We start from the raw sequence: 13046 nt of genomic DNA on the forward strand, positions 1-13046 counted from the left end.
CGAGGTCATAAATCTGTGAATACCGTTGATTACCTTCGCATCAGCTTGATTGATCGCTGCAACTTTCGTTGTACCTACTGTATGCCCGAAGGATCGGAGGTCGAGTATATCCAAGCCCAAGAAAGCCTCACCAATACTGAATTAATTGCCCTTTTAAAAGAAGTTTTTATTCCCCTTGGCTTTAAAAAAATTCGACTGACAGGTGGTGAACCTCTACTACGGCGAGATCTGGTTAGTCTAGTCGATGCGATCGCAAATTTAGCAGGGGTAGAAGACCTTTCGATGACCACCAATGGTTTCTTGCTAAATGAGCTAGCCCAGCCCTTGTATGATGCAGGTTTACGCCGCATTAACATTAGCCTTGACTCCCTCGATCACAATGTATTTCGCCAGATTACAGGACGCGATACTTGGGAAAAGGTTTGGGCAGGAATACTCGCTGCCTATGAAGTGGGCTTTAATCCACTCAAGCTCAATGTGGTGGTCGTACCAGAGGTCAATGATCGCGAAATTTTAGACCTTGCCGCCCTCAGTATCGATCGTCATTGGCATGTGCGATTTATTGAGTTTATGCCGATTGGTAATGACAACCTATTCACGCATAAAAGGTGGGTAGACTCGGTAACATTGCGCCAACAAATTAGCGATCGCTATGGTTTAGAAACTGGAAATTGTAAAGGCAATGGGCCTGCTGATATCTTTCAAATTCCTAACGCCAAAGGGACTTTGGGGTTTATTAGCCAAATGTCAGAATGTTTTTGCGATCACTGTAATCGGATGCGGCTTTCGGCAGATGGGTTGTTGCGTCCCTGTTTGTTAAATGAGTCGGGACAAATTGACCTCAAAAGCCTGTTGCGTCAGGGGAAAGACTTTGCCGAGTTGCGGGTGGCGGTTCGTGATTTGCTACAGCTCAAGGATGAAATTAATTTTAAAGACCGCGATCGCGGTACGGGGGAGCAAAAAAGCTATTTCCGCACCATGTCTCAAATTGGTGGCTAATTAAAAAATCTCGCGATGCGAGATAAAAAAAGGAAAGCTCGCATTGCGAGCTTTCCTTTTTTATTTAGTTGTAGGATTACAAAATATCCCTTCGGCATCAGTAGCCACCATACCGTATGTGTAGCGGATAGCTTTAGGTCTACCAATTTGCGCTTACCCCTTTCGGAAGTAATTGCCCTTTCGGGGATACTAGACCCACACGGGGGGGAATAGGATGGGTCTGCTATTAATCTAGCTTACTTTAAATTGATTGGCAAGAGATTTAGTAATTTTTTTGTTAATTGACGCTCAAACCCTATAGCAACGCAAAATTTACTAAGGAGTATTTAGAGGTGTGCGGCTTTGCCGCGCACCTCTATTTCTTGGTTTAGGTCGATTTCTTCGGTGAGCAAAGAGTAAAAATATTAACGCTGTACCTATAGCTACTCAATGTCAATTAGGGCTGAGGTAATTATCAAGAGACGATAACTTTTAAAAGAGGATTCACCCTAAAGCATTAGGTATGATTAAAGATCGGCAGCCTTGCAATTGTTTGGCAAGTTTTGGTGGCTGCCAGTGTGGATGTGCCAAATTTTGTGTTTTCCCCTAATCATTTACTTTATTTATGACTTCCCCACTGAATTACTTGATGTGTGCGCCCGATCACTACGATGTGGACTACGTGATCAATCCTTGGATGGAGGGTAACGTTCATAAGTCTAGCCGCGATCGCGCTGTGGAACAATGGCAGAAACTGTATGGAGTCCTCAAGGGTTTAGTCAATGTCGAGCTGGTCACCCCCGAAAAAGGCTGGCCAGACATGGTATTTACAGCAAACGCTGGTCTGGTATTGGGCGATAAAGCTGTACTCAGTCGTTTTTTGCATAAAGAGCGCCAAGGTGAAGAACCCTATTTCAAAGCATGGTTTGAGTCCAAGGGTTTTACGGTATTTGAATTACCTAAGGATCTCCCCTTTGAAGGTGCTGGTGATGCCCTTTTCGATCGCAGCGGTGGTTGGCTATGGGCTGGCTATGGTTTTCGCTCTGAGCTAGATGCTCACCCCTATCTTGCCAAATGGCTTGATGTCGAAGTTCTTTCCCTGCGTTTAATCGACAATCGTTTTTACCACCTTGACACTTGCTTCTGTCCGTTAACAGGCGGCTATTTACTGTACTATCCACCCGCCTTTGATTCCTATTCCAATCGCCTGATTGAAATGCGTGTACCTGCGGACAAGAGAATTGCGATCGAAGAAGCAGATGCCGTCAATTTTGCGTGCAATGCGGTGAATGTCGATCGCAATGTGGTGATGAACAAAATCAGCGATCGCCTCAAGAAAAGGATTACTGACGCTGGATTTAATGTCATTGAAACCCCGCTCACCGAGTTTCTCAAAGCTGGTGGAGCTGCCAAATGTTTAACTTTGAGAACTGTCGAAGTTTCTGTTACGGGAGAGCAAACTGCTGTTGAACCAAGCGTTGTCGAATCTCGCATTGTTGAGCTAACAGGGCATTTACTTGATTCTGGCATCATCAATCGCGCCCTCGATTTAGTCACCGATAATGGCGGCAGTTTCCAAGTTCTCGAATTTAATTTGGGTGAACAGCGTCAAAGCACATCCCTCGCCAGAATTCGCATCTCGGCTCCATCCCATGACCTCATGGAAACAATCATGGGTGAGTTGATCGAAATCGGCGCAGTATTACAGGATCGCGATACATGTGTCGCAAATCTTGAGCCTGTTGTCCAAGATGGGGTTGCACCCGATGATTTCTACGTCACCACCATTTATCCTACCGATGCCTGTGTTGATGGCGAATGGATCCGTTGTGCTAATCAACGGATGGACGGTGCGATCGCCATTAGCCCCGATGGTAAAACTGCAACCTGCAAACTCTTACGTGACTTGGTTGTGGGTGAGCGCGTTGTGGTTGGTTATGACGGTGTACGGACAGTGCGTAAACCTGAAGCGAGAACCAATTCCCAAAAAGAAGAATTTTCCTTCATGGGTGCAGGTGTATCTAGCGAACGTCGGGTGGAACTCGTCGTGGAACAAATCGCATGGGAATTACGCCAAATTCGCGATCGCGGCGGCAAGTTAGTCGTTTCCTGTGGTCCCGTAGTTGTGCATACTGGTGGCGCTCCGCATCTAGCCTATTTGATTCGTGAGGGCTATGTGCAATCAATGCTGGGTGGCAATGCGATCGCAGTTCACGACATGGAACAGTCTTCTATGGGAACGTCCCTCGGTGTTGACCTCAAGCGAGGCATCAGTGTCAAAGGTGGGCATCGTCATCACCTGAAGGTAATTAATACTGTACGTCGCTATGGCAGTATTCATAAAGCCGTAGAAGCTGGTTTTGTGGATACTGGTGTGATGTACGAGTGTGTAAAAAATAATGTTCCCTTTGTGTTGGCGGGTTCAATCCGTGATGATGGCCCCTTGCCTGACACCGTGATGGATTTATTAGAAGCGCAACGCCTTTACAGTGAACAAATTCGTGGTGCAGACATGATCTTGATGTTGTCCTCAATGCTGCATTCGATCGGCGTGGGTAATATGACTCCCGCAGGCGTGAAGATGGTTTGTGTGGATATCAACCCTGCGGTGGTAACGAAACTATCCGATCGCGGTTCCGTGGAGTCTGTGGGTGTGGTCACCGATGTGGGACTATTCCTGAGCTTACTCGTTCAACAGTTAAAGAAGCTCGATAGCCCTGTGGCTGTTGCTGTGTAGTTGTCTAAAAAAGTTGGAAAAGGCTTGGACTCCGCTCAGTCAGCGTATATAGTTGACTGAGCGGAGTCCAAGCCTTGTTTTTTATTTTGACTGATTTTTAGAGTCGCTCTTAAGGTATTTAAAATCCAGAGATCTGAATCGCACCCAATCAGGCAACTAACTTTAGCTTAGCTAATTTCTTTTGCTTCAATTTGCGCTTTAGAACCGAACCTGTAGCGAAAGCACCAAAGGCTAATGTTCCTAGAACAGAGGATGGTACGGGAACTGATTTACTATGCTCAGAGGGAATGTACAAGGCTCCATTCTCTGATTGAAAACTCAAACTGTTTAGCCATGCTGAATCGCCATCAATTGGAACCCATCCAGTTTCAGAATTTGGGTCAAAAGTAAAATCAGAGGTTGAAAAATAAATTCCTTCTAGACCAGCGACTCTACCATTTACAATGGTGACTCCAATTGTGTCAAGAGTTTGACCTACAGACCAATTTCCATTTAAGAAGCCATTAGGATTTTTAGAAATATAAAGACCTAAGTTTACAGCGGTGTAGATAGTCAAGTCAGCAGGTGGGTCAAGAGGAGCTACATCTGGAATTCGCCAAGCTTTATCAGGTAGTTCACTCAGAGGTCTAAATTGCCAAGGACTCTCCTGAATAATATTACCACCATAAACTGTAGTAGATCCTCCTTGTCCTTCTTTCCCATTGCCTATACGAATAGTTTGTGTCCAATCAGTAATTGATTTATCCTTGGGTATAGTAAATGTATATCTCTTACTATTTAGAGGATCTTCATTCGAGTCATAAAAAACTTCGTATTCAGGATGAGGAATAGATTTCTTAGTGACTGGATCAAATTCACCTTTTGTCCAGTTAAATCTTATAGCGGTTGGAACAACTTCTCCACTAACAAGTTCTTTTGAGGCTGGTGGAACTATATCAACTATTGGCTCTTGATTGTTGTCTGGATTATTGCCCCATGTCACATTGCCATTAGTGTTGTTGTATGTCGTTAGAGCTAAACTTGGACTACTTGGCAGAAACAAAAAAATTGAAAAGATCAGAAGAGAAGACAAATTAATTACTTTGCCTCGGGAGTTTTTATTCATCGTTATTTTGCACAATTGACAATGGTATAAACTCATTTCATTTATACATTTTTTATCTCGTTACGGAAGTGGGAAAAGTGCCATTATCAAGGCATTCCTGCTATAAAACATGAAAAACAATGTGTTGTACAACTAAGAAACTGCAAAAAAACGCACAGCCAAGAGTTTTAGGAAATAGAACTAACGGAAGTAGCAGCGAGAATTATGTTTTCTATAAGTATCTGGGCGCAATTAAAAAACAAAGGGTTTGAGCCAACCTTAAGCAATAGTGAAGTGATGACGATGGAAATCGTTGCCGCATCTCGCTTATTAAATCAAACCAAGGGCAGCCAATTGAGCTTGAGCTTTTTGAAGTGATTCGCGCCATTCGCGATCGCAAATACTATCAGCAACGATACCTGCGCCCACCTGCCCCCAAATGTGGCCATCGGCTTTCAATAAAGTCCGAATCAAAATATTCAAATCCATATTGCCTCGTCGGTCGATATAACCGCAAGAGCCATAGAAAAGACTACGCCTTTGTGGTTCTAGACTTTCCACAATTTCCATACAACGAACCTTAGGGCAACCCGTAATCGTCCCCCCCGGAAAAGTTGCCCGAATTAAATCAACGAAATTGCGATCGCAACGTAATGTACCAACGACATTACTAACTAGGTGCATCACATGGCTATAGCGCTCAATGGTGAGCAGTTCATCAACGGTGACCGTTCCCCAGTCACAAACACGTCCCAAATCATTCCGCTCCAAATCGACCAGCATAATATGTTCCGCCTGTTCCTTGGTGCAGGCTAGTAACTCCTTCTCAAAAGCCAAATCTTGCTGATCGGTTTTGCCGCGTGGTCTTGTACCCGCGATCGGGCGTGTCTCTGCATGGCGATTACGGAGGCTAACCAGTCGCTCAGGGGAAACACTTATCACTTCTCCCCAATCGGTGCGCCAATAACTGGCAAAGGGAGAAGGATTAATCTTTTGTAAATGTCGGTATAGTTGCCATCCGTCCGCTTGCCAAGGATGACCAAAACGCATCGAGAGATTAGCTTGAAAGATATCCCCTGCATAGATATGCTGTTTTGCAGTTTCCACCATTTCCTCATAGCCTTGCTGCGATGGCGAGTAGGTGGTTTGGGAATGATCAGCAGAATCTACGGAGAACTTTAGAGGAGTAGCATCCTTTTGGGATTTTGAATGCTTTAGATAGTCAGTTAAGCTTTCGTTCAATTCAGTCAGCTCATGGTGATCGCTAGCCGCAAGCCAAACATCCTGCGTCTGATGATCGATGATCGCAAAACTAGATGGCTCATACCAAAAGGCAACAGGAAAGGGCAGAGTGTCAGGCTTGGTATAGGGCAAATGCTCAATTTCCCAAGCAAGGTCATAGCCTAGCCATCCCAAATATCCGCCTGTAAAGGGTAAATGATCGGGTAAAGCTGGTTGAGCATGATGAGATGCTTGCATTTGCGATCGCAAATTTTCTAAACATGGCAAAATCTCTCCCAATGGCGGAGTCCAGATCTGGCGTGGCTTTCCTGCGGCGATGGAATAGCGAGCTAGTTTAGATGGGACTGTGGCAGGGCTTTCGAGCAAAACCGTAACAGGTTCATCAATGTAGAGAGCTTCCCACAGGTCTGCACCTGTCAAAGAGGGAGTCGAGTCGGAAGAGAGGGAGCGCTGAAGCCACAACCAATCGGTCATAGAGAGATTTGATAAATTTGCAATGATGTTAATTAAAGCATTAACCCCCAAGCATAAAACCTAAAAACTTGTGCTGTGGGCTATGCGGATAGCACAAGCTAAGCTAGCCCAAACCAGCCCAGATAGGTCGTAAGGATAGTTTTACCAAAAAATAGAGATATAGCTGCGCCAAAGGCTAAAAATGGACCAAAAGGGATCGGTTGCTGACGATCGGAGTTTTTAAACAGGATGGTAATTAGCCCAACTACAGTACCAACTGCCGCCGCAATCAGCATGGTGAGCAGTACATTTTCCCAACCGAGCCACATTCCAATCATCGCCGCGAGTTTGGGATCACCGCCACCCATGGCTTCCTTTTGGAGAAAAAACCGTCCTGCAATTCGCATGATATCCAGTAGCCATATGCCCAATACGGCTCCGCCAATCCCAAATAGTAGCAATTTGGGCAAAGCACTGCGATCGCTATGAGTGATAGTCGCGAGACTAATTTGATAAATAATTCCCAATACTAATCCTGATTGGGTCAAGGAATTAGGTAAAGTCATCGTGTCGCAGTCAATTAAGGCAAGCACCAATAACCAACTGAGAAATGCGGCATAAAAGCAAAGAATTAAAACTGGTGTTGAAGTTCCAAAGCAAGCTGCTAAACCCCAAAACAAAAATGCCGTCATTGCCTCGATCGCAGGATAGCGCCATGAGATCGGTGTATGGCAATAACGGCATTTACCCTTAATTAGAAACCAGCCAATGATCGGAATGTTGTCGCGGGGAGCAAGCTGACGCAAGCAATGCGGACAACGCGAAGGTGGATAGAGAATTGATAGTCCCGCAGGCACTCGATAAACGACCACATTTAAGAAGCTACCAATACAGGCTCCAATTGCGATCGCAAAGCATTGTAAAAACAGAGATTCAATAAATAGCAAAAGATTAAAGAGATTTTACTCAGTTGGCAATTGCTTAATATGGTAAACAAATTGTGCGAGTTATCGAACAATCATCACCACCAAAATCACTACATACTTCATTGGCAATGCTCTCAGCTCTGTATTCTTCAACTGCCCATCCTGTTCCCGCTGCACCATTACTCGCCTCCGAGAGAGACATACAGGCATTTCTTGTCCAAATCAAAACTTCGCAATCTCCTGCACCAGAAATACTTTCACATTCGTTCAAAGCCCGATTTTCGGCAGCCGCACGAGTCCGATAATTCCAAGAATAACCTTTATCTTGAGTCGATGGCGATCGCGAAATCGCACCATAACTAACCTGAGCAACTGCTTCTATTGCCCCCACCGAAACAGTTGGCACGATTACAGCAGCAGCGATCATCAATGAATTCCAGAAACTTTTAGCCATAATTAACCTACCCTTTCTTTACTGATTCTTCGTTACAGCCTTGTAGTGGTTATCTTACCCTGCGACCCAAAGCTTAATAAACTCTGTTTGCATATCGTAAAACTAAACATATAGACTGTGCCGCTCGCTAAGCGAGAATCGGACATAAGGCCCAAGAAGTGAGTTGCGGCACTTCTCGCCGCAACTCACTTCTTGAGTTTTGGATAGAGCAATAGATCACTTGTAATAGGGCAAGCAAATAGTGCGCGTTGTCGAACAGCCTCTGCCACCAAAGTCACGACAAACTTCGTCAGCAATGATTTCTGCTTCATATTCATCGGCTGACCAGCCAGTTCCTGCTGCGCCATTAGTAGCTTCAGAGATTGACATACAGGCATTCCTTGCCCAAATCAAGACTTCACAATCTCCCGCACCAGAGATACTTTCACATTCGCTTAAAGCTCGATATTCTGCCGCAAGGCGATGACGAAAATTCCAAGAGTAACCCTTGTCTTCAGTTGTTGGCGATCTGGCGATCGCACCAAAGCTTTGGGCTGTCGCTTGCAATGCTCCGACGGAGACAGTCGGGATGATCACAGCCGCAGCAATAATCACAGATTTCCAAAAGTTCTTAGGCATAACCAGCAACCCTCCTTAGGGAGTCATTACCACAGCCCTCTACTTCTATGTTACCCCTCTAGCTATAGGCTGGTGACATATTTTAAAGTATGGACATGAAGCTGAAAACCTGAATCGATAAACCCTTAGAGCCTTGACCCATCGCATTAGTTTTTAAATAAGTAGCGGCGCAAAGCGCTGCTACTTGCTTATTGGGGTTGGTGCTTTGCTATGGTTTAAAATAAAGCCAATCATATTTAGTCTAGGAACCAGCAGTTGCTCACCAGTACCAAAAATCTATTAGTCAAACAATTGCGATCGCTCGGTGAAAGTGCCAAGGATCGCCGCGAACAAGGGCTATTTTTGATCGAAGGAACCCATGCAATCACTGAAGCGATCGCAACTGCCTATCCAATCTCTATCGTTTGTTGTACCGAAAAGTGGATTGCGACTCATCCAGACCTGTATGACCAAATTGAAGCGCTTGAGGAAATCGAAAAGCTAGAAATTGTTTCTGAAGAAGTCCTATCTGCGATCGCAACCACCAAAAATCCTGACGGTGCAATTGCCGCAGCATTATTACCATCACGAGAGGTCGCTCAAATCAAGACCTTGGGTCTAGCTCTCGAAACCATTCAAGACCCCGGCAATATTGGCGCAATTGTGCGCTCGGCAGTGGCTGTAGGCACTGATGGAATGCTGATCAGTAGCGACAGTGTTGATTTAACTAACCCCAAAATCATTCGCGCCACCGCAGGTCAATGGTTTCGCTGTGCCATGCAAACTTCTACAGATCTTGCTGAAGACCTGCGCCAGCTCCAGTCACAGGGTGTGACCGTGATTGCAACGATGGCAAATGCATCAAAAACCTATTGGGACTATGACTTTACAAAACCCACTGTGATTTTGCTGGGCAATGAAGGTAATGGATTATCGCAAGAGTTAATCGAGCTAGCCGACGAATCCGTATCCATTCCCCAAAGCGATCGCGTGGAATCTCTGAATGTGGCAATTTGTGCTGCCCTATTGCTTTATGAAGCCAAGCGTCAACGCACGCAGTCATAAACGGAACCACCTCAATGCTCAGGTTTCATGGGTAGCCAAATAATCTTGCATCCAACTATTTCCCATTTCCATAAGCCGATCTAAATTAAAATCCCAGAAAGTTAACTTGCCAGCGCTATTTGCGATCGCAAGAATATCACCATCAGGACTAAAACTAACGCTCTTAATCGGTGCATTTTGTTGGTCTGACAATGTGAGCAATTCTTTGCCATCAAAACTCCAAATCTTGGCGGTGCAATCATGACTGCCTGAGGCTAAGGCATTACCATCAGGGCTAAAACAAATACTTCGCACTTCAGCACTATGTTCATTTAAAGTCCTTAATAACTTGCCATCGATATTCCATAACTTGATACTGGCATCTTTGCTACTACTTGCCACAGTCTTACTATCAGGACTAAAACAAACGCTATAGACTTCACCTGTATGCCCCATGAGGGTATTTAGCAAGGTTCCATCCCAATGCCATAGTTTCACGGTTTTATCTTGGCTCGCCGTAGCAATCATATTGCCATCGGGACTAAAGCAAACGTGATAAACGGCATTGGCATGACCGACTAATGTATGTAACCATTCTCCTTCTTTAGTCCATATCTTCACAGTTCCATCACCACTTGCAGAGGCAAATATCTCACTATCACTACGAAACCCCACACTGTAGATTGTGCCTTCATGTTCCTTATAAATACTTTTGCGTAAATTCCCCTTCGTATCCCAAATCTTAATAGCACGATCGCTACTCACCGACAACAACAAACGATGATCGGGACTAAAACAGACACTGTTTACTTGCTCTTTATGTCCTGTCATGACCATTACTGGTTTAGCCTCAGCCACTGACCAGATCTTAATTGTACAGTCACTACTCGCAGTCGCAATCCATTGATTATCAGCACTAAAATCAAGGCAATTGATTTCACTTTTATGGGCTGCCACATTGGTGGGCGCATTACCTTTATTTCGCCAAAATTTAATCATGGTATCTTGCCCCCCTGTCAGCAAAATACTGCCCTGAGAATTCCAACTCAAACTATTTACTCCACCTTTGTGACCAAAGATTGTTTGGCACAGATTGCCGCGTAAATCCCATACCTTAATTGTGCGATCGCTACTCACAGACACAAGAGATTGCTCAATAGGATGAAAGCGCACACCTAAAACTTTGTCAGCATGACCATCTAATCGATTGAGTAGTTTTCCTTGCATATTCCATAGCTTAATAGTACGTCCACGACTTGCAGATGCAATAATTCTGCCAGAGGGGGAAATATCGACATCTTCGATAAAGCTGTCGTGGGCTTTAAAGGTTTGGACGATTTTGCCTGAGATATGCCAAACGATTAATGTGCGATCGGCACTGCCTGTAACGATAAACTCGCCATCAGGACTAAAACAAAGACAGGTTACCCACTTATGATGTCCATCTTTAAAGGTTTGGAGCAAAGTTCCATCTTCGCTCCATAATCTAATTTTGGTGTCTTCACCACAGGAGACAAACATGGAATTAGTAGGACTAAATCTCACTGCTAATACTGGTGCTTCATGCTCTTTCAGGATTTTGATTGGCTCATCTGCATACAACCCTGTAATCCGATTAATGCGCCAAACTCGGATCGTGCCATCACGACTTGCAGATACTAGATATTGCCCTGTACTACTAAAACTAAGGCTGGTAATCCAGTTGGTATGACCACTAAGGACTTGACAGAGATTGCCTTGGCTATCCCAAAGTTTAATTGTGCGATCGCTACTACCCGATGCAATCAGACGATCACTAGGATGGATTGCAATACAAGTGACTGTATCTAAATGTCCTAGCAAATGGTTGTATTCACGAATGTTGTAAATAACTTGATGCAAAGCCGTAATTCCATGCATTCTCAGATTTGCTCTCTCGCCCGTAAATTCTTCTAGAAGCTGTAGTTGTTTGCAAGCATCTACAGCTTCTATTAAGGCTTCAAAGTGTTGATTGAGGATGAAAGTCGCCTTTGCTGATGCACTTTTTAGCACCACTTCTGCCTGCATCAAACTTGCCTGCATCTGCTTTTGCATCTCGACCAATCTTACCTTTGCCTCCTGCTCTGCCACCAAAGTATTTTCTAATCTTTGTTTTGCCATGGCGAGGATTTGATTGGCTTCCTCTTGAGCCACAAGCGCAACTTCCACTTCTCGTTTTTCCAGATCTTGGCTTGCTGAAAAGAATTGATAATCATGATTGCTCAGGTTTTTATTGGCTGCCCATATGAGAGCATCTTGGAGTGCTTGCCCCCGCAGTAATCGAGATTCATCTTGATAGTTGGAGTCCACCCAAGCTTTGAATGACTCGCCATAGGGACGCAAATTTGCTAGGGCTTGATTCACCCAGTTTTGATTAAAAATTGCGGCATAGATGGGGTTGTAAACTCGTAATTTTCCATCTCGTTTGACCACTAACCCCGTAATTCGTAATTCTGTTTGCTCAGGACTATCATCAGCAATAATTCCCCATTCCCGTTTTTTCGCGGATGGTTCTGAGTGCAAGATTTGTTGATATAGCCCCAGCAATTTCCCCTGCCGATTTTCACTACTCCAAAGAATGCGATCGCGAATTGTTTTGAAATGCTCAGGCTGATCATGGATTTCCCAATTCTCAATAACTTTGGACTTCAGTAAATTATTCACCCAGATCAACTCATGATTTATCGGGACTAGATCTGGTGAATTCATGATCAATTGACAGATTTTTTGCATCAGGAATGGCTGCCCCCCTGTATAGGCAATCAACGCCTTGAGAACAGCTATAGGATTGTGCGATTTCCTCAATAATCCACGCAGTAAAGGTTTCGCCTCCCTTAGTTGAAATCCTCTTAGCTCAATCGCTCTCCCAATATTAAAAGGAGTCCTCTGTTTATCACGAATCAGATCAGAAGGTGTCGCTACCCCAAACAAAGCAAAAGTCAAACGCTTATAGACATCATGATCGGCGCGGCGATTGAATGATTCACGAATTAATGCAAAAAAGTCATCCACAGGAAAGTTTAGACTAAGAATGCTATCAATTTCATCAATAAATAGGACAATCGGCGTAGAAATTCGCTGAAGTAAAACCTCGTCGAGAAACTTGCCAAAACGCTGTACAGGGGAAATTAATCGGTTCGCTTCCCACCATTCTTCTAAATCGAAAGAACTATATAAATTGAGGCTACTAACGATGCTGTCGATTAACCCTGCATACCATTGTTCGGGATTAATATCAGATGTACCGATCGCAGTGATATCCACAGCCGCACAGGTAAAATTCTCTTCTTGCAAACGCCTCATGGTGCGGACGCGCAAACTAGACTTGCCCATCTGTCGCGAGTTCAGAATATAACAGAATTCACCTGCTTTTAGGCTTTCATAAAGCTCGCTATCAGCTTGTCGCTCCACATAAGTTGGTGCATCAGGAGATAGACTGCCACCAACTTGGTATAAATAATTTGAATGCTTTTCCTCGCTCATCAATTGCCTTATAAGTAAACTTAAAAATCT

At 44.3% G+C, this 13046-nt stretch carries 9 protein-coding genes and 1 riboswitch; of the genes, 3 read left to right on the plus strand and 6 right to left on the minus strand.

All coding sequences use genetic code 11. The features are described from left to right. The first annotated feature begins 15 nt into the window (after positions 1-15). A complete protein-coding gene (gene moaA / locus H6F41_RS04370; RefSeq protein WP_190402264.1) occupies positions 16-999 on the plus strand; it encodes a GTP 3',8-cyclase MoaA in 984 nt (327 codons plus the stop codon). Positions 1000-1089: 90 nt separating this feature from the next. Beyond that, positions 1090-1186, minus strand: a riboswitch (cyclic di-GMP riboswitch). Between the two features lie 417 nt (positions 1187-1603). Further along, positions 1604-3715: a bifunctional arginine dihydrolase/ornithine cyclodeaminase gene (gene argZ / locus H6F41_RS04375; protein ID WP_190402265.1), complete on the plus strand. Its 2112-nt coding sequence runs from the start codon at positions 1604-1606 to the stop codon at positions 3713-3715. A 148-nt stretch (positions 3716-3863) separates the two neighbouring features. Here argZ and H6F41_RS04380 read toward each other — a convergent pair whose 3' ends face one another. The 5 genes from H6F41_RS04380 to H6F41_RS04400 form a co-directional block, all read right to left on the minus strand. After that, the gene (locus H6F41_RS04380; RefSeq protein ID WP_190402266.1) at positions 3864-4820 is read right to left on the minus strand and encodes a hypothetical protein; all 957 of its coding nucleotides are present in this window, start codon (positions 4818-4820) and stop codon (positions 3864-3866) included. A gap of 309 nt (positions 4821-5129) precedes the next feature. After that, entirely contained in the window at positions 5130-6515 is a 1386-nt protein-coding gene (locus tag H6F41_RS04385) for an anthranilate synthase component I (RefSeq protein WP_190402267.1), read from the minus strand. A gap of 98 nt (positions 6516-6613) precedes the next feature. Further along, a complete protein-coding gene (locus H6F41_RS04390) occupies positions 6614-7441 on the minus strand; it encodes a prepilin peptidase (protein WP_190402268.1) in 828 nt (275 codons plus the stop codon). Positions 7442-7475: 34 nt separating this feature from the next. Next, positions 7476-7874: a DUF4189 domain-containing protein gene (locus tag H6F41_RS04395; RefSeq protein WP_190402269.1), complete on the minus strand. Its 399-nt coding sequence runs from the start codon at positions 7872-7874 to the stop codon at positions 7476-7478. A 216-nt stretch (positions 7875-8090) separates the two neighbouring features. Beyond that, on the minus strand, positions 8091-8492 hold the full coding sequence (locus H6F41_RS04400; protein WP_190402270.1) for a DUF4189 domain-containing protein: 402 nt from the start codon (positions 8490-8492) through the stop codon (positions 8091-8093). 255 nt (positions 8493-8747) lie between these two features. Here H6F41_RS04400 and H6F41_RS04405 point away from each other — a divergent pair, with 255 nt between their 5' ends. Then, on the plus strand, positions 8748-9536 hold the full coding sequence (locus tag H6F41_RS04405; protein ID WP_190402271.1) for a TrmH family RNA methyltransferase: 789 nt from the start codon (positions 8748-8750) through the stop codon (positions 9534-9536). A gap of 18 nt (positions 9537-9554) precedes the next feature. Here H6F41_RS04405 and H6F41_RS04410 read toward each other — a convergent pair whose 3' ends face one another. Continuing rightward, entirely contained in the window at positions 9555-13016 is a 3462-nt protein-coding gene (locus tag H6F41_RS04410; protein ID WP_190402272.1) for an AAA-like domain-containing protein, read from the minus strand. Between the last annotated feature and the right edge of the window lie 30 nt (positions 13017-13046).

Origin of the sequence: Pseudanabaena mucicola FACHB-723 (assembly GCF_014696385.1) — a bacterium.
Lineage (GTDB): Bacteria > Cyanobacteriota > Cyanobacteriia > Pseudanabaenales > Pseudanabaenaceae > Pseudanabaena.